Annotated in this window: 17 protein-coding genes and 1 tRNA gene; 8 read left to right on the forward strand and 10 right to left on the reverse strand. The window is 59.7% G+C overall.

From position 1 onward, the window contains the following. Nucleotides 1-144: 144 nt before the first annotated feature. Nucleotides 145-813 (forward strand): hypothetical protein, encoded by a 669-nt coding sequence (locus KFE13_RS12505; protein ID WP_260703450.1) that lies wholly within the window; start codon nucleotides 145-147, stop codon nucleotides 811-813. Nucleotides 814-904: 91 nt separating this feature from the next. Here KFE13_RS12505 and KFE13_RS12510 read toward each other — a convergent pair whose 3' ends face one another. The 6 genes from KFE13_RS12510 to KFE13_RS12535 all read right to left on the reverse strand — a co-directional run bounded on the left by KFE13_RS12510 (nucleotide 905) and on the right by KFE13_RS12535 (nucleotide 5,839). Further along, on the reverse strand, nucleotides 905-1,447 hold the full coding sequence (locus KFE13_RS12510; RefSeq protein ID WP_260703451.1) for a peroxiredoxin: 543 nt from the start codon (nucleotides 1,445-1,447) through the stop codon (nucleotides 905-907). 138 nt (nucleotides 1,448-1,585) lie between these two features. Next, a complete protein-coding gene (locus KFE13_RS12515) occupies nucleotides 1,586-2,467 on the reverse strand; it encodes an LpxI family protein (protein WP_390891563.1) in 882 nt (293 codons plus the stop codon). 9 nt (nucleotides 2,468-2,476) lie between these two features. After that, the gene (locus KFE13_RS12520; RefSeq protein WP_260703453.1) at nucleotides 2,477-3,616 is read right to left on the reverse strand and encodes a Gfo/Idh/MocA family protein; all 1,140 of its coding nucleotides are present in this window, start codon (nucleotides 3,614-3,616) and stop codon (nucleotides 2,477-2,479) included. A 6-nt stretch (nucleotides 3,617-3,622) separates the two neighbouring features. Beyond that, nucleotides 3,623-4,408: an acyl-ACP--UDP-N-acetylglucosamine O-acyltransferase gene (gene lpxA / locus KFE13_RS12525; protein WP_260703454.1), complete on the reverse strand. Its 786-nt coding sequence runs from the start codon at nucleotides 4,406-4,408 to the stop codon at nucleotides 3,623-3,625. Between the two features lie 6 nt (nucleotides 4,409-4,414). Continuing rightward, nucleotides 4,415-4,933, reverse strand: a complete 519-nt coding sequence (fabZ, locus tag KFE13_RS12530; RefSeq protein WP_260703455.1) for a 3-hydroxyacyl-ACP dehydratase FabZ — start codon at nucleotides 4,931-4,933, stop codon at nucleotides 4,415-4,417. A gap of 57 nt (nucleotides 4,934-4,990) precedes the next feature. Beyond that, nucleotides 4,991-5,839 carry a hypothetical protein gene (locus tag KFE13_RS12535; protein WP_260703456.1) on the reverse strand — a complete coding sequence of 283 codons (849 nt, stop codon included), beginning with the start codon at nucleotides 5,837-5,839 and terminating at the stop codon, nucleotides 4,991-4,993. 251 nt (nucleotides 5,840-6,090) lie between these two features. Here KFE13_RS12535 and KFE13_RS12540 point away from each other — a divergent pair, with 251 nt between their 5' ends. Then, nucleotides 6,091-6,471 (forward strand): DoxX family protein, encoded by a 381-nt coding sequence (locus KFE13_RS12540; RefSeq protein ID WP_260703457.1) that lies wholly within the window; start codon nucleotides 6,091-6,093, stop codon nucleotides 6,469-6,471. A gap of 4 nt (nucleotides 6,472-6,475) precedes the next feature. Here KFE13_RS12540 and KFE13_RS12545 read toward each other — a convergent pair whose 3' ends face one another. Together KFE13_RS12545 and KFE13_RS12550 are read right to left on the reverse strand one after the other, a co-directional pair. After that, nucleotides 6,476-6,889, reverse strand: coding sequence for an MmcQ/YjbR family DNA-binding protein (locus tag KFE13_RS12545; RefSeq protein WP_260703458.1), 414 nt, complete (start codon nucleotides 6,887-6,889; stop codon nucleotides 6,476-6,478). A gap of 37 nt (nucleotides 6,890-6,926) precedes the next feature. After that, nucleotides 6,927-7,337 (reverse strand): DUF3253 domain-containing protein, encoded by a 411-nt coding sequence (locus KFE13_RS12550; protein WP_260703459.1) that lies wholly within the window; start codon nucleotides 7,335-7,337, stop codon nucleotides 6,927-6,929. A 42-nt stretch (nucleotides 7,338-7,379) separates the two neighbouring features. Between KFE13_RS12550 and tyrS the strand changes: the two genes are divergently transcribed. The 4 genes from tyrS to KFE13_RS12570 all read left to right on the forward strand — a co-directional run bounded on the left by tyrS (nucleotide 7,380) and on the right by KFE13_RS12570 (nucleotide 12,718). Further along, entirely contained in the window at nucleotides 7,380-8,642 is a 1,263-nt protein-coding gene (tyrS, locus tag KFE13_RS12555; RefSeq protein WP_260703460.1) for a tyrosine--tRNA ligase, read from the forward strand. A 412-nt stretch (nucleotides 8,643-9,054) separates the two neighbouring features. Continuing rightward, a complete protein-coding gene (locus tag KFE13_RS12560) occupies nucleotides 9,055-9,894 on the forward strand; it encodes a hypothetical protein (RefSeq protein ID WP_260703461.1) in 840 nt (279 codons plus the stop codon). Between the two features lie 31 nt (nucleotides 9,895-9,925). Next, nucleotides 9,926-12,589: a ribonuclease R family protein gene (locus tag KFE13_RS12565; protein ID WP_260703462.1), complete on the forward strand. Its 2,664-nt coding sequence runs from the start codon at nucleotides 9,926-9,928 to the stop codon at nucleotides 12,587-12,589. A gap of 53 nt (nucleotides 12,590-12,642) precedes the next feature. Next, a tRNA-Thr gene (locus tag KFE13_RS12570) sits at nucleotides 12,643-12,718 on the forward strand. Nucleotides 12,719-12,738: 20 nt separating this feature from the next. On the opposite strand, the gene KFE13_RS12575 is transcribed toward KFE13_RS12570, so the two are convergent. Beyond that, a complete protein-coding gene (locus tag KFE13_RS12575; protein ID WP_260703463.1) occupies nucleotides 12,739-13,779 on the reverse strand; it encodes a zinc-dependent alcohol dehydrogenase in 1,041 nt (346 codons plus the stop codon). A gap of 195 nt (nucleotides 13,780-13,974) precedes the next feature. Here KFE13_RS12575 and KFE13_RS12580 point away from each other — a divergent pair, with 195 nt between their 5' ends. Then, on the forward strand, nucleotides 13,975-14,928 hold the full coding sequence (locus tag KFE13_RS12580) for a tetratricopeptide repeat protein (RefSeq protein ID WP_260703464.1): 954 nt from the start codon (nucleotides 13,975-13,977) through the stop codon (nucleotides 14,926-14,928). 103 nt (nucleotides 14,929-15,031) lie between these two features. Here the strand turns inward: KFE13_RS12580 and KFE13_RS12585 are convergent, their stop codons facing one another. Further along, complete coding sequence (locus tag KFE13_RS12585) at nucleotides 15,032-16,198, reverse strand: acyl-CoA dehydrogenase (RefSeq protein WP_260703465.1); 1,167 nt, start codon at nucleotides 16,196-16,198, stop codon at nucleotides 15,032-15,034. A 127-nt stretch (nucleotides 16,199-16,325) separates the two neighbouring features. Between KFE13_RS12585 and KFE13_RS12590 the strand changes: the two genes are divergently transcribed. Next, entirely contained in the window at nucleotides 16,326-17,564 is a 1,239-nt protein-coding gene (locus KFE13_RS12590; protein ID WP_260703466.1) for an MFS transporter, read from the forward strand. The last annotated feature ends 92 nt before the right edge of the window (nucleotides 17,565-17,656 follow it).

Raw genomic sequence — 17,656 nt, forward strand, 5'->3', positions numbered from 1 at the left:
AGGGCATTCTGTTGCTAGAATCTCGTGCCGGATACAGATTCGTATTTACGTCTGTACTGAAAACATCCGGGACGTTGATGGAAGCGAAGAGTCAGTAGAAGAGTTACAAGAGAGTCAAAAGCGCAGGCGAGGGAAAAGGCGATCATGATGTTCGACGACGAGACGATCAAGCTTCATGCAGCAGCTGCGGCAGACGATCACGACTTTGATGACGATGACCTGAACGATCGTTTCGAGGACGACGAAGAGGAAGAAGAGGTTCTTGTCTCTTCCGATGACGATGAGGATGAAGGGGCCTTCGTTCGCGAGGAAGTAGCTGTCTTCATCCGCGAGGTTCCCAGCCGCGTCGAAGAGGCCACACTCTTTACTCCGCCTCCTCCGGTTCGCGAGCCTGAGGCTCCGGCTGCTCCTGCCGTAAAGAAAGCTGCGGCGAAGAAGCCGGCTAAGAAGGCTCCCGCGAAAAAGGCGGCGGTCAAGAAGGCTCCGGCGAAGAAGGCCGCAAAGAAAGCGCCTGCGAAGAAAGCAGCCAAGAAGGCTGTGAAGAAGTCCGCAGCGAAGAAGACATTGAAATCTGCCGCGAAGAAGGCCGGTGCCCGGCGCGGCGGTAAGGTTGCCCCTAAAAAGGCAGCCAGCAAGAAGGGCACGGCAAGCAGCAAAAAATCTAGTAAGAGAGGTATAACCTTGGCAACGAAGAAAGCAGCAAAAAAGGCAACCAAGAAGGCAGTAAAGAAGGCTCCCGCGAAGAAGGCGGCCAAGAAGGCCCCGGCTAAGAAGGCAGCCAAGAAGGCAACCAAGAAGGCTGCCAAGAAGTAAGCACGATTTAACCTAAGGCAAGCAAAAAGGCCCGGTTTGCTCGAATGAGCGCCGGGCCTTTTTGCGTCTGTACGAATTTGTTACAGCCAGGTTACTGTTTGTTGGCCGCGATGGCAGCCAATACTTCTTCGCTATGCGTCTGCACATCGACCTTCGGCCAGAACTTCACAACCTTGCCGCTGGGCGAGATGAGGTAAGTCTGCCGTTGTGCGAACTTCATATCTCCATGCGACGCCACCGGAACGCCGTAGGCGTCGACGACCTTATGGTCCGGATCAGCCAGCAGCTTGAAGCTGAAGGTGTCCTTCGAGCACCATGCCTTGTGCCCCTCAACCGTATCGAGGCTGACGCCGAGCACCACGGCATTGGCTGCATCGTACTTCGCCATATCGCGTTGAAAGTTGTGCGCCTCGATGGTGCATCCAGTCGTCTGATCCTTCGGATAGAAGTACAGCACGACCCACTTGCCTTTGTAGTCGCTCAGACTGACCGGCTTGTCCTCCTGCGAGGGCAGCGTGAAGTTCGGAGCGGCCGAGCCCACAGCGATGGCGTCTGACGCGGCGTGAGCCTTGATGCCTAATCCGCATGTTGCAACGACGCCAAAAATGACTGCGATCCAAATTCCTTTGCGCATCTTCATTCCCCTTTTGTAGAGCATGCTCTCCAGACGATTCCACGAATCAACAAGACGCACGGCCTGATGACGGTGCATAAAGATTCTACGTCTCAGACACAGGATTATGACATTCCTGGGACGAATGGCCCCCATTCGCTAGTCTGCAACGATGGCAATACCTGCGGCGTCGGCTTCCGCAGCAATGGCCGCTGGATCGAACATCAGCGTCCTTCCGGCTTCAAGAGCAAGACACGTCGCACCCGCCTGGCGCATCGTGCGAATGGTCGGCACGCCCACGACCGGTACGTCGAAGCGCATGTCCTGGTTGGGCTTGGCGACCTTCACCACGGTCAGTGCGCGACGCAGCGTGGTCGCGTCGGCAGCGTTCTGGCGCACCGCATCTTCAGCATCGAGTGTGCGGAAGAGCGCCCCGGCGCGCTCGATGGTCGCGTCCGTCCCCTCCATCGCTTCCACTGCAACGCAGGCCTGCGCGGCAATCACGACGGTCTGGCCCAGGTCGTATCCCGCGATGGCCCGAGCAACGGTACGCCCATAGACAATATCCTTCTGCTCCTCGTCGTCCGGAGCGCGCTTGGTAAGCACTCCGGGCGTGGCCAGCAGCGGCTCAAGAAACTGCGTGGATGAAATCAGCTCGATCCCTTCATCGCCCAGAACCTTCGCGACGGCCCCCAACAACACATCCGTAGAGCGTGTGCGCAGATTCAACAACAGCTTCGCCAGCCTCCAGTCAGGACGGATGCTGGAAAAGATCTGCTTGTGCTTCACCTGCCCGGCCATCACAGCCCGCGTTACGCCCTCAGCTTGAAAGGTCTCGATCAGCCGCGATAACTCTCCCAGCGACAGCCAGTGCACATGCACATTAGTGTCGGCCGAGGCGCGCACGTTCATCGCCGGATCCGTCTCCTCCTTGATCGCGGCGACCACGACCGTCAGCCCATGCGCACGCGCAGCGTCGAGCAGAAGAAACGGGAAGCGTCCGTTCCCGGCGATCAGTCCAAGTTTTTCCGTTGCTGCCATCGTCATTTCTTAGTGAGCCAGTGTTACCGTGCGTCCCGTCCGCGCCGATTCGCGCGCCGCCGCAAGAATCCGCACCACCGTTACATTCGTATCGAGTGCCGTCAGGTCACCCCTGGGATCGATCTTGTGCGCAAGCACCGCCGTCAGGTAATCCAGAGAGTTATCCTGCGGCGCTGTCAGCGGCGTCGCAATTTCGACGCGCTCGTCCGTCTCGCCTGGAAGCCTTACGCGCAGCTTGTCCGCCTTCACCGTGTCCACATAGCCTTTCGCTCCATAAACCTCCATATCCTTGCGGTCGAACGGCCAGTTCCACGAACCCTGAATGATTGCCTGCGCGTGCGGATACTTCAGCAGGATCGTTGCGTCATCGTCGACCTTGGGATAGATATCCGGCTTGATCTGCAGCGTAATCGCTGTCACCGAGACAGGCGCCTCGCCATGCAGGAACCACGTGGCGAGATCGGCGCCATAGCAGCCGAAATCAAACAGCGCTCCCGCCCCGTTCTGTTTCGGATCGGTCAGCCAACCCAGGAACTCCGGTCCCACCCCGATCTCCTTCGGCCCGCGATGCCCGTCATGGATGACCAGCTTGCGAAGATCGCCGATCTTGCCCTCGCCAAGCATCTGATATGCGGCTGTGTTCGAGGCATACCAGGTCGTCTCGTAGTTGGTCAGAACAGGCACGTTGTACTGCTTCGAAAGCTTCGCAATCGCCTCCGCATCTTCCACGGTCGTAGCCAGCGGCTTCTCCACCATCACGGCAATGTGTTGAGGAACAGCCTGCTCGATGGCTTTCCGATGGTCCGCAATGGAGCTATAAACAAGAATCGCCTGTGGATGCGTCTTCGCCAGCATCTCCGTCTCGCTCGCGAAAAAGATGCTTTCCGGCAGCTTCGTCTGGGCCGCATACTTTTGCCGAAGCGCCGCGTCAGGCTCTGCAATCCCCACAAGCTCGACATTGTTGTGCGACGGCAGGCTGCGCAGAAACCCCTGCACATGCCCATGCACCAGCCCAACGATGGCGACGCGAATGTGATCCTGCGTCTGCGCTTGAAGCGCAGACGTAAGTTGAAGCGTGGAGGCAGCGATCAGCAGGCGTGAGAGGCAGCGGCGCAGATGAGCGTGAACGATGGGACACCTCCGTTGCAACGAAAGTTATTTGATAACGCCGCGCTCGCTCTTCGCGATGAACTCGGCCAGATAGGCTACGCGCTCGCCGAACTCGCCTGAGGCGATCTTCTCGCGGATGGCAGCAAGCGCTTCGGTGGTGTTCAGCTTCGATGCCTGGAGCAGCCTGTAGGCGGCACGCAGCTGCTTGATCTCCTCCGGCGTGAACCCTTTGCGCTCAAGCCCGACCTTATTGATGCCATACGCGCGATTATTGCGTTCGATGCTCGTCAGCGAGTAGGGAAGCACATCCTGCGTGATCGTCGTGCCTCCGCCGATGTAGGCATACTTGCCGATGGTGCAGAACTGATGCACTGGATTGAGAGCGCCGACCGTGGCATAGTCTTCCACCGTAACGTGTCCGGCGAGCGTGGCCGCATTGGCCAGAATGCAGCCGTCGCCGATCACGCTGTCGTGCCCGATATGCACATAGGCCATAATCAGGCAGCCGGAGCCGATGCGCGTCGTGCCGCCGCCGCCCACCGTGCCGCGCGAGATCGTGACGTATTCGCGGATGTCGTTCTTGTCGCCGATCACCAGCCGGGTCGGCTCACCCTTGTACTTCAGGTCCTGCGGCGCGATGCCGAGGCAGGTGAAGGAGAAGACGCGATTGTCGTCGCCCAGCGTCAGGTGGCCGTCCAGCACCACGTGCGAGACCAGCTCACAGCGCTCGCCCAGCACAACGTTGGCGCCTACCGTGCAGTAAGGACCCACCGTGCAGCTTGCGGGAATCTTGGCGCCTTCGTGGACAATGGCTGTGGGATGAATGCTCACCGGAGGCTATCCTTCGGCCTTCTTATTAGCGCGGGGAACGAGCGCGCACATCACCGTCGCCTCGCACACCACCTTGCCTTCGACAGTGGCCGTGCCCTGCATTCTTACGGCGCTGGTGCGCCAGTTCAGCACCTTCACCTCGATGCGTACCTGGTCACCCGGCACGACCGGCCGGCGGAACTTGGCTTCGTTGATGCCGGTAAAGACCATCAGCTTGTTGTCGCGATCGGGAATCTCGGTCAGCAGCAGCGCGCCGCCAGCCTGTGCAATCGCTTCGATCATCAGCACGCCGGGCATGATGGGATAGTCCGGAAAGTGTCCCTGGAACTGCGGCTCGTTGAAGGAGACGTTCTTGATGGCGACAATGCGCTGCTTGCGCTCAATTTCAACGACGCGGTCGATCAGCAGAAACGGATACCGGTGCGGCAGGATGGACATGATCTCATGGATGTCCAGCGTCTGCTTCGTCGCAGGTGTTTCAGGCGCCGCAACGGCGGCTGAGATGGTTTCAGTCGATTCACTCATGGCAGCCCTGAGTATAAACCGCGGCCCTGCGCGGCCTTGTAACTTTCTGGCCGCCGGTTACTTCTTCTTTAGCAGGTTATCTGGATTGAAGAGATCGTCCGACAAATCCTGGTTGTAGGTCACCTTGGTATAGAAGCGCTGGTTCACCATGTCTCCATTGTGGTAACGCGTAACGGTGTAGGCCGTCGGCAGACCCTGCACCGTGTGGTAGTCGTCGTACGTCTCCACCTCTTCGTCGAAGTCCTTGAACGTCGGGTTGCGCCACTTATAGGTTCGGCGCAGGGGAAGGTGCGTCGTCGCGTCCAGCTCCAGTGTCACAGCGTCGTTATCGGCGCTGAGTACACTCACCTTGTCCGTGATGCGCCGCTCCACCATTGAGGTGCCTTCAGCGAGAATCATCACCCCCGGAGCCTTGATCCATTGGTTGACCACGCTCTCGACCGAGTGGTTGCGGCGCCGCTGATACTCGCTGACGATATCTTTCGGCAGCGTCGTGCGGCCTTTGAAGGTAACCTCATACGCATTGTCCGCTGTATAAATCTGCACGACATCGATCTTTTTGCCGGGCATGATCATGCCGCGGTCCGTCTTGAAGCCGATCCGCTCGGCCTCAGGCTTGCCGGAGCCCGGAAAACGCCGCCAGCCCTGATACTCAACCAGGTTTCCGTTCGGCTGTCCCTGAAAGAAGGTGGCCGTGCGTCCTTCGAACACCATGTCTTTGCGGTCGAACCACGCCGGGCCGCCAAGCGCTTCGATCATCTGGTCGATCAGCTTCTTGCCAAGCTGCTCCTGCGTCATGCCACTCTGTTGCGTCGGAGCCGCACTGGGAATCTCACTGGCCTGCGCCCAGATCCGCGGCGCAGGCAATAAACCTGCAAGCAGCAGCAGCGAAAAAAAACGCTTCATCGTCACTCCAGTCATCCAATTCAAACAGCATCATCACTTACGTCTTGAAGCGTCTGGCCTCAAGTCACGAGCGGCCTCTTCCGTTGGACGTCTCCCGTCGGGTGAAGGCAGCGGATTCCTGCTTACCCGAGGAGGAATGGCCTGCCGAAAATTTTGCATGCGCCATACGCTGACGCTACCCAAATCCGCTATGATGGTGCAACTTTCCACGCTTTGCATCTTAGTTCGCCAATAAAAAGGGGGACTTGCACGTGAAGATTGCTACTCTCATCGCCCGCATCCTGCTCGGCCTGATGTTTACCATCTTCGGCCTGAACGGGTTCTTCCACTTCCTGCCCATGCAGCTGCCCCCAGGGGATGCCGGGACGCTGTTCACCATCATGTTCAAGTATGGATGGGTCACCTTCCTCAGCCTGCTCTACGTCATTGCCGGTGTGTTGTTGCTGGCAGGCCGCTATATGGGCATCGCGCTTACGATCCTCGGGCCCATCATCGTCGTCATCCTGCTCTACCACGTCACAATGGACCCGAAGGGCATCGGTATGGGCTTGTTTGCCGCTCTGCTCGAGGTCTTCCTGATCTACGCTTACTGGCACCACTTCGGGCCGGTCTGCACCAACGGCAGAGTCTGAAGAGCTATCGCTTCGCAGCACCCTGTTTTGCCAGAAGTGCTTTGCGTTGCGCGATCAGCCGTTTCCGTTCGCGTACCGGCATCGCCAGTACGTCGCGTGTGCGCTTCGGCAGCTTGGCGAAGATGAGCGCGCGGGCGGCTTCCAGCTCGCTCTGCCACTCGGCGGCGCGAAAGACGTCCCAGCGCTCAACAGCGACCCAGTGCACCCTCGCAAAGTAAGGCGCGGGACGAATGCCCTCGCGCTCGGTCAGCTCCGCGAATCGCTCCGGCCCGGCTGCGTACGAAATGACGTCTTTGCCGTCCGCCTCCAGGTTGACGACCGCGAAGATCTTCCCGCCGATGCTCTTCTCCGCAACCCAGAAGACGAGGTTCGCGCCCCACTGCATCGTCTCCGCGACGTGCGGCAGCTTCAGCAGCATTGCGCGCATCCGTTCTGCGTCCATGCGGTGAGTATAGCTAAGGCAGTTGCAGGCGGATCGGCCCTTGCGTGATGCGTGGATCGACGATCCTGTCCTTCTGTTTGACGACGATCCGGCCCTGCTTGGCCAGCCTGCGCGCCGCATCGCGTGCCGGTTCCATCAGGCTCTCCCAGTCATGACGGCTCACGTTGCCCCCGACAAGTTTTGCGGCCTCTGACGGACAGATCGTCTTTCCTGCGCCGCGTTCGGCCAGCAGGCTCAGGATTGCAGCCTCAAGCTCTGCGGTCGGTTCGTCTTTGGTGTGGCCGCTGCAGCCAGGGCTGCAATATTTCGCGATGTCCCAGTCCTGTGCGCGTCGCTCGTTCCAGCGGAAGGGCGCGCCGCAGCGTTTGCACAGCTTCTCCTTGCGTGGAGTTTCGCGTTCGGGCTTGCGGCGTTTGTCCGGCATAACGTTAATATTCTGCCGCGTCTTTATACTGAATAGACGACCATGCAGACATTTCCATCACTTGAAGACCAGCTTGACCTCATCACCAAGGGCGCCGCGGAAATCCTTCCGCTCGAGGCGCTCAAGGAGCGCATCCAGCAGTCGATTGCCTCGGGCAAACCGATGCGCATTAAAGCGGGCTTCGATCCAACCGCGCCGGACCTCCACCTCGGCCATACCGTGCTGATTCGCAAGCTCAAGCACTTCCAGCAGCTCGGCCACACGGTGATCTTTCTCATCGGCGACTCGACCGCTCTGATCGGCGATCCGACCGGGCGCAACGTGACGCGCAAGCCGCTCACGCCAGAGCAGATTGCCGCGAACGCAGAGACGTACAAAGAACAGGTCTTCAAGATTCTCGACGCCGGCAAGACCGAGGTGCGTTACAACTCCGAATGGCTCGACAAGCTTTCCTACTACGACATGGTGAAGCTGCTGGCGCAGTTTACGGTCTCGCAGATGCTCGAGCGCGAAGACTTCCACAAGCGCTTCAACGACGAGCAGCCGATTGCGCTGCACGAGATGATCTATCCGATCGCGCAGGGCTATGACTCCGTCGCGTTGGAATGCGATGTCGAGCTGGGAGGCACCGACCAGAAGTTCAACCTGATGCGCGGCCGCGACCTGCAGCGTCACTTCGGCCAGCCGCAGCAGAGCATCCTGATGATGCCCATCATCGAAGGCCTCGACGGCGTGCAGAAGATGTCGAAGTCGTTGAACAATGCCATCGGCATTCATGAGCCGCCAACGGAGATGTACGGCAAGCTGATGTCGATCTCCGACGAGCTGATGTGGCGCTACTGGACGCTCCTCACCGACCTTCGCGGCTCGGAGATTGAGGCGATGAAGGCCGAGGTCGCTTCCGGCGCGCTGCATCCCATGCAGGCGAAGAAGAACCTGGCGCACGCAATCACGCGCGACTTCCACTCGCAGGCCGAGGCCGATGCCGCGGCAGAGAGCTGGGCAAAGCAGTTTCAGCAGAAGGCAGTCGCAGAGGATGTGCCTGTGGTAAAGGTCGCAAAGTCCGCCGAAGGCCTTGCGGTTTCGAACGACGGGCAGCCGGTGACGGCTGTTCGCACGCCGAAGCTGTTGCAGCTTGCCGGGCTTGCGGCTTCGACGGGCGAGGCGACCCGGAAGCTGGGCGAGAATGCGGTGAGCATCAACGGCGAGAAGTTCGCCGAGCGTTCCGTGGAGCTGGCCGCGCTGGGTACCAGCCCGGTGCTGCGCCTTGGCAAGCGAGCGGTGCGGGTGGAGTGGGTGGATTAGGGTTATGGCGGAACAGCCTCACAGTTCCCGGGCGAAAACCTGTCAAGCCCCCTGAATCCATAACTCCTTCATTCCAGGGAGAATAGAGTCGAAAAAATCTGCCGATAAGTTTCCCTCGTTTCGCTACACTTAAAAGTAGAGCTAAAACAAAGCCCCGGCCAGAATGCCGGGGACAACTCTTTTAGAATCAATATTTTAACACTTAAACCCTTTCGATCCAATATTTTACCCTCCATCATTGTGACTAAGTCTTTTCGAATGAATATTTTGACCAAAACAGGGGGAGGGGGTGGTCGGGAGTGGCACCGGTTTAAGGTTGTGATGGATAGCCAGCAGCTTAAGGTTGTGATGGATAGCCAGCAGCGGCATATGACGATTTTCGGGGTTTGGCATCCAATGCCTTAGAGGTTTTATGAGACTGATTCTGTCGGTTTGCACGATTTTTGTCCTTTCGCTTTCCCCGGTTGTTACTCATGCCCAGCAGGGTCAGGACCCGAAGGCACAGGCGTTGGTGAGGACCTCGGTTGCGACGGAGCTCGCCGCCGACAAGGCCGACCAAACGCGCTGGCGGTATCACTCCACCGTCACCAGGCCCGAAGGAAAGTTCGTGTACGTGGTGGTGGAGACGGACCACGGTTCGGTTAAAAAGAAGATCGAGGAGAACGGCAGGCGTCTCGATGCGAATGCGTTGAATGAGGAGATGAAGAAAATCGACTCCTTCGTGCATGATCCGGCGCAGCAGGCGAAACAGCGCAAAGACAGTAAGCAGGACGATGAGCGCGCCGAGAAGATGATGCTGATGCTGCCCGATGCGTTCCTCTGGTCGATCAAGAGCGATTCGCCGACCGCGACGACCCTGGCATTTACGCCAAATCCAAACTACAGTGCGCCGTCCATGGAGGCGCGCGTATTTGCTGCAATGGCAGGTGAGATCGTGGTGACCAAGCCGGGAAATCGCATGCAGTTGCTGCGCGGACACCTGATTCACGACGTGAAGTTCGGCTACGGTCTGTTAGGAAAGATGGAGCAGGGCGGAACATTCAGCGTGGAGCGGCGGCAGATTGCGCCGACAGTGTGGCAGATCACTGATTCGCATATTCACTTCAATGGCCATGTGCTGTTCTTCAAGACAATCAGCGAGCAGGAAGATGAAGTGAAGACAGACTTCCAGCAGACGCCACCGGCGACGACGCTGGAACAGGCGGAGAATTATCTGCGGCCCGAGCCCACTTCGTTATCGGCAAAACGCTGAGTGGTGCTGAACGCGGTATGCTCAACTGCAGATGTCTGGTCATCCTTACAAGTACACCGATCGCGAGCTGATCGGACGCATTGAACGCTCGGCGGGACAGCGTGCCGGTTACAAGCAGCTGATTCGCGAGCTGGGGCTGGGTGGAGGCCGCGAACGGCGGCTGTTGCTGGAGCAGCTTGCGCGCATCACCGCGCGTGGGGCGCTGGTGAAAATCGACAACGATCATTGGAGCCTTCCTTCCGCAGTGCCGGCGAAGACAGCGCGGCCACCGCGTGCGAACGATGCTTCTGCAATGGAGCAGCATCCGACGCGCGAGCGGCTGCTGGCCGGTCGGATCGATCTCCATCGCGATGGATATGCGTTTGTGCGGCCGAATGGAAGCACAGACCGTGAGGACGATCTGTTTGTTCCTCCGAATGAGCTGAACGGCGCGATGCAGGGCGACGAGGTTCTCGTCGACGAGGCTCCGCGTGGACGCGATGGACGGCGATCAGGCCGCGTGGTGCGCGTACTGACGCGGCGCAATCCGACAGTGGTGGGCATCTTTCACTATGCGCGTTCGCAGAGGCGGAGTCCGTGGGAGGACCTGCCGCTGGCGAAGGGAAACTATGTGACGCCGTTCGACGAGCGGATGACGCAGCCGATCCTGATTGCCGAGGGCGATGAGGTCCTCGCTGAAGCTGCGTCGCCGCATCGTGTATTGGGCGAGGAGGCCGAGGTCCAGAAGCGTCACTGGATGGCTGAGGAGAGTGCGCTGACGCCGCTGGAAGGGCTGGCCGTAGATGTGGAGATCACGGGATTTCCTTCGCCGGGAAGACCGGCACGGGGACGCGTGATCGAAGTGCTGGGGCCTCCGGATGCGTTCGGCGTGGATGTGGAAGTGGTGATCCGCAAACATCATCTGCCGCATGTGTTTCCGGCGAATGTGCTGGCCGAGGCTCAGGACTCTGCACAGCAGACGGTGGAGAGGCTGGAGCCGGAAGAGAAGGCGCGGCGGCGCGACTTTCGCGGGTTGCCGATTGTGACGATCGACGGCGAGACTGCGCGCGATTTTGACGATGCGGTATACGTGGAGGCGCTGCCGAATGGCAACTGGCAGCTGCAGGTGCATATCGCAGATGTAAGTCACTATGTGCGTCCGGGGACGGCGCTGGACCTGGAGGCGCGGCTGCGCGCGACTTCGGTGTACTTTCCGGATCGTGCCATTCCGATGCTCCCGAACGAGCTTTCGAGCGGGATGTGCAGCCTGCGTCCGAATGAAGACAGGCTGGTGCAGAGCTGCCTGATGGAGATTGATGCGGCGGGCGAGATGGTCGGCTTCGAGGTGTGCGAAGGCATCATTCGCAGCGCGCGGCGCATGACGTATACGCAGGTGCAGACGATTCTTGATGGCGACCAGACAGCGCGGCTGGAGTTCAGCGATCTGGTGCCGGAGTTCGAGCGGATGCATGAGCTGGCGCTGCGGCTGAATGCGAAGCGGAAGCGCAGAGGCTCGATTGATTTCGATCTGCCGGAGCCGGTGGTGCAGTTCGATCCCGATGGCAACATGCAGGCGATTGTGCGGAGCGAGCGTGGCTGGTCGCACCGGCTGATTGAGGAGTTCATGCTGTCGGCGAACGAGTGCGTGGCGCATTGGATCGAAGCGCAGGGAATCGCTGGAATCTACCGCATTCACGAGACGCCGGACCCAAAGCGGATCGTGGATTTCGAGGAGACAGCGTCGCAATTTGGATACACGCTGGGCTTCGGCAATCTGCCGGTGAAGCGGGTGCAGACGAAGGGCGACCGTCGCGATGCGCAGCGCTCGGGCAGAAGCGCGCAGACGCATGAGATTGCGAATGCGATTCCGGTGACGCCACAGATGTATCAGCGGCTGACGGCGAAGATACAGGGCAAGCCGGAGGAGAGGATTCTCTCGTACCTGATGCTGCGGTCGCTGAAGCAGGCGCGATACAGCGAGGGGAACGTGGGGCACTTTGCGCTGGCATCGCCAAGCTATACACACTTCACGTCGCCGATACGGCGGTATCCGGATCTGATTGTGCATCGGCTGCTGCGGTCGTTGCTGCGTTCGGGGGCTGATCCGCAGGGATTTGCGATTCCGAGCAGCGAGCCGCAGCCGTGGGGTGAGAGTGCGGCGAAGGCGCTGAAGAAGCGGCCGGAGCGCGAGGGTCCTCTACCCGAGGATGAGTTGAATGCAATGGCATCGGAGTCAAGCCAGGCAGAGCGCAGGGCCGACGATGCGGAGCGTGAGCTGATCGAGTGGAAAAAAATCCGCTTCATGCAGGATCGCGTAGGCGAAGACTTCACGGGAATCATTCTCTCGTGCACGAAGTATGGGTTCTTCGTGGAGCTGAATGAGCTGTTCATCGAAGGCATGGTGCCGATTGCGAGCCTGGAGGACGATCGCTATTTCTTCCGCGATACGGATAGGACGATTGTGGGCGGCAGGAATGGGCGTGTCTTCAGGATCGGACAGCCGGTTCATGTTCTGCTGGACCGTATCGACCGGCAGGCGAAGCGGCTGCAGTTTGCGTTGATGCCGGAGGAGTATGCGAATGCAGCGGCTCCTCGGTCGCTGCGGCGGGGAAAGAAGGACGCCGCACACACGAGTCCGGACCGGTCAGGTAAGCCGAAGTCGAAGAAGGCGAAGACCAGGGTGCGGAATAAGAAGGCTAAGGGGAAGCGGCGGTGAGCGTCCGCAAAATTTGGAGGTAGCGCCGGTTTCCCGCTAAAATAGACAGGTACGCCGATGTAGCTCAGCTGGTAGAGCAACTGATTCGTAATCAGTAGGTCAGCGGTTCAAATCCGCTCATCGGCTCCACTTTTCTTTTTATCTTCCTCTCAAATTTCAATCTGTACCTTCAGGCAGTTCGACTTGTCGGCTGCGGTGTGGATGGCCTCGGTCGAGGCGCTGAAGGGGAGCACGTGGCTGATGAAGGGCTTCAGGTTGACGCGTCCGGAATGGACGAGGGCAATGGCTTCGTCGAAGACGTCGGCGTATCGCATGGAGCCGATGAAATGGATCTCGCGGTTCATGACGAGGTTTGCAGGAAGCGGGATATCGGCAGAGCCGAGTGTGCCGATCTGCACGATGGTGCCCCCGGGTGCGACGAGGTCGAATGCCTGGCGAAGTGCGGGCGGCGCGCCTGAGGCTTCGAAGATGACGTCGAAGCCGAGGCCAGTGATCTCCTGCACATGCTGGGCGAGGTTGGGTGAGGTGGGATCGAGCGTGTCGTCGACGCCAAGCTCAAGAGCCTTCTTGCGGCGCTCCTGAACAACATCGCTGACAGCGACGAGGACAGCTCCGAAGGCTCGGGCGATGACGGCGACGAGGAGTCCGATGGTCCCGGAGCCGGTGATGAGGACGCGCTTGCCGGAGACCGAGGGGGCGCGCTTGACGGCGTGAAGTGCGACGGCGAAGGGCTCGATCATGGCCCCGATGCCGTCGTCCATGGATTCAGGCAGGACGTGGCACTGGTCGGCGCGGACGAGGGTGAGCTCGGCAAAGGCTCCGTCGGTGGGCGGCGTGGTGCTAGCGCTTCCGAGCATGATGATGTTGCGGCAGAGATTGGGGTGGCCCGATTTGCAGAAGGCGCAGGCGAGGCAGGAACGCGCTGGGTTGACGGTGACGCGTTGGCCGACCTGGAGCGTAGTGACTCCGCTGCCGACGGCGGCGACGACAGCAGAGAGCTCGTGGCCGAGGATGAAGGGGCGGTCGGGAATGAAGCTGGCGCAGTAACCGTGCTCGAAATAGTGCAGATCGGAGCCGCAGACGCCAACGCGTCGGTTACGAAGGAGGACCATGCCGGGTTGCAGCTCAGGTTGCTGTCTGTCTTCAACGCGAAGGTCGCGCGCGCCGTGGAGTACCGCTGCTTTCATCATGCTGCAACTTTATCGTGCGGGATTAGTAAGGTTCAAATCGGTGCGCGACGCGGTCGAAGCGCACAGGGGATGATGCAGGAACCCGATTTGGTACAGGTTATCCACGGAAATTTAACACGAACGGCTGTAAAGGGCTTGATTGACGCGGGTTAGTCACGCATACTCCAGAAAGAATTCAGCTTTCGGCAGTGAACCATGGTTGTTTTGCGAGATACCGACGTGACCCGATATAGCCGTCAAGACGTACTTCGCATCCTGCACCTGAATACGCGTCAGATGGCGTCATGGGAGCGGGCCGGGCTGATTCTCCCCACAGAACAATATTCGTTTGAGGAGCTGGGACAGCTGCGCACGCTGCGCGATCTGCAGTCGAGCGCGTTGAAAGCGCGCAAGCGCATTTCGGCGGGTAGCATTCGCGCCTCCGTGGAGGCAATGCGTGCCGCGGGGCTGCGGAATCCTCTGCTGGAGGCGACGGCGGTGCGGAGCGGATCGCGGCTGGCGTTCCGTCATCACGGTGCTCTGATTGAGCCGCTGACGCAGCAGCTGGCATTCGACTTCGATGCGACGGCGCGTCAGCGGCTCGAAGTCGTTCGTCCTGAGGATGTGGCGCAGCAAAGTCTGCAGCAGCGGTCGGCGGAGCTGCAGGAGATGTTTCTACGCGCGGTGCAGATGGAGGAGAATCCGGCCACGGTACAGCATGCGGTGGAGCTGTATGAGGTGATCCTCGCAGCACACCCGGAACATGCGCCTTCACTGATCAATCTGGGGACGATTCACTACAACATGCGGCAATACGCGCAGGCAGAGGGGCTGTATCGCCGTGCGACGGCGGCTGACCCGGACTATGCGCTGGCATTCTTTGATTTGGGCAATGTGCTGGACGAGATGCAGCAGCTGGATGAGGCCATCATCGCGTACCAGAAGGCAATTGCTCTGGTGCCGCAGTATGCGGACGCGCACTACAACCTTGCGCTGGCGTATGAGCGCCAGGGACACAAGCGGCGCGCTCTGCGTCATTGGCTGATGTATGTGCGGCTGGACCCGGTAGGTCCGTGGGCAAATCATGCTCGCGATCAGGCGCGAAAGATCCTGAAGAGCGAGAAGCTTTCGATTGTGAGCCGACGTGGGCGGCTGGTGAAGGCTGGGTAGGTCAGAAGTATTTTGCGCAGCATGGGCAAAATGCGGTGATTCCTCGCTTCGCTCGGAATGACACCTCGAATATTCGTGGGGAACTTTTACAGCGTTCGTTTGGCTACAGCGTCAACTTGGCGATGGTTGCTAGTTGCATGAAGGATGTGCCTTCGTAGATCTTGCCGATCTTGGCGTCGCGGTAGAGTTTTTCGACGGGGTAGTCTTTGACGAAGCCTGAGCCTCCGTAGACTTCGACGGCGAGGGAGGCGGTGCGCTCGGCGACGTGCGAGGCGAAGTATTTGCACATAGCTGCTTCTTTGAGGAACTCTTGCCCGGCGTCTTTGAGGCGTGCGGCGTTGTAGACGAGCAGTCGTGCGGCTTCGATGTCGGTGGCCATCTCGGCGAGCTGGAACTGCATGGCCTGGAAGTCGGCGATGGGCTTGCCGAACTGCTTACGCTCCTTGGCCCAGCGGACAGCGTGCTGCCATGCGCCTTGTGCGAGGCCCAGCATCTGGGCTCCGATGCCGATGCGGCCCTCGTTGAGGGTTTCGATAGCGATCTTGTAACCCTTGCCGGGTTCGCCGAGCACGTTGGCGGCGGGGATGACGCAATCGCGAAAGACGAGCTCGCAGGTGGAGGAGGCGCGGATGCCGAGCTTGTCCTCTTTTTTGCCGAGGGTAAAACCGGGCATTCCTTTTTCGACGAGGAAGGCGGTGATGCCTTTGTAGCCGGCGGAGCGGTCGATGGTGGCGAAGACGATGAAGATGTCGGCTTCTTTGGCGTTGGTGATCCAGAGCTTTTGGCCGTTGAGGACGTAGGTGTCATCGACCTTGGTGGCGCGGGTTTCGAGGGCGAAAGCGTCGGAGCCGGAGCCTGCTTCGGAGAGTGCGTAGGCTCCTACGGTGTCGGCGGCGAGCCGGGTAAGGTACTTTTTTTTCTGTTCTTCGTTGGCCCAACGTTTGATGGCGTTGATGCAGAGAGTGTTCTGCACGTCGACTAGAACGCCGACGGCGGGATCAACGGCGGAAATCTCCTCGACGGCGAGGATGGCTTCGAAAAAAGTGCCGTCGGCGCCACCGTACTGCTCGGGGATTTCGATGGACATGAGGCCGAGGGAATGGAGCTGGAGCAAAATGGCGGGGTTCATCTGCTGGGACTCGTCCATCTCGCGGACATGTGGGGCGATTTCGACGGCGGCGAATTTGCGGACCGTATCGCGGAACATACGCTCGTCTTCGGTGAGGTGAGTGAGCGCGGGAGGAGTGGAGTGTGAAGCGACTGCCGGCATGAAGAAGAAGACCTCGGGAGGGAAGTCTAGCATTTGAAGAGGTGAAATGAATAATGGTTCATTTCGGTTCCTCCTGGGACAGATGTCCTAGCGAAGGCCTTACACTGGATATTCAGGCTTTAATGCGATGACGAAGAAACCGAACCCAACTCCCCGAGCGCCTCTGCCTTTTCTTGGATTGGCGTGTGCGGTGGGCGTGTCGACGATGTATTACAACCAGCCTCTGCTGGAGGAGATGGGGAGAACCTACCACGCGGACGCGGGGCATACGGGCTTTGTGGCAACGGCGACGCAGGTGGGATATGCATTGGGCCTGCTGTTCTTTGTGCCGCTGGGCGACGTGGTCGAGCGCCGCGGCCTGATGATGAAGCTGTATGCTGCGGTGGCCATCGGGCTGGTGCTGGTTTCGTTGTCTCCGACGCTGGGCTGGCTGATTTTAGGCTCGGTGGTAATTGGCGGGCTGGCGGCAGTGACCCATGTCGTGCTGCCGATTGCTCCTGACCTGGTAAGCCACGAGGAGCGAGGGCGTGCGATTGGCACGGTGATGACCGGGCTGCTGCTGGGGATTCTGCTGGCGCGGACCTTTGCCGGTTGGCTGAGTCATGTGACGGGCTGGCGAAATGTGTTTGTCGTGGCGGCGGTGATGAATGGCGTGTTCGTACCATTGTTGTGGCGGGTGATGCCGAAGCTGCCGCCTAAGCAGAAGCTGAGCTATGGCGATGCGATGCGGTCACTGTGGACATTGTTTAAGACGCAGCCGCTGCTGCGTGAGTCAGGCACGGTGGGTGGTCTGGTGTTTGCTTCATTCAGCTGCTTCTGGACGACGCTGGTATTTGTGCTGGAGAGTCACTATCACCTGGGTGCAGGTGTGGCGGGAACGTTCGGGCTGGTGGGAGCTGCGGGCGCGTTGGTGGCTCCGGTGGCGGGGAAGCTGGCGGACAAGCATGGATCTCGCTGGGTCATCTCGCTGGGGGTTGTGCTGCTCGCCTTCTCGTATGTGTGGCTATGGGCAGGGGAGTGGGTGCATGCTTCGTTAGCGATGCACATGGTTCTGCTGTCGGTCGGCATTATTGTGCTGGATGTGGGAGCGCAGTTGTGCCAGGTGGCGAATCAGACGCGGATCTTCGGGCTGGTGCCTTCGGCGCGCGGACGTTTGAACACGGTGTATATGGTGATGTATTTCACCGGTGCAGCGGCGGGGTCGGCTCTGGCAACGCGGGCGTGGGCGCACTGGCAATGGACGGGTGTCAGCGTGCTGGAGCTTGTACTGGTGGGGCTGGCGGCGCTGTGCCATGCGATGGGAAGACGCAATGCGGGCGAAGATCACTGCCATCCGACGAGAGAAGATGAGTTGATGGAGGCTTGAGAGGTGTGTAGGAATCCACGCATCCACAGCTGTTTGGTCTGATGCTCGGGAGCTTGGACGGAGAGCCATTCGCGTGTAGTCAGGGAAGGAAT

Origin of the sequence: Edaphobacter flagellatus, assembly GCF_025264665.1 — a bacterium.
GTDB lineage: Bacteria > Acidobacteriota > Terriglobia > Terriglobales > Acidobacteriaceae > Edaphobacter > Edaphobacter flagellatus.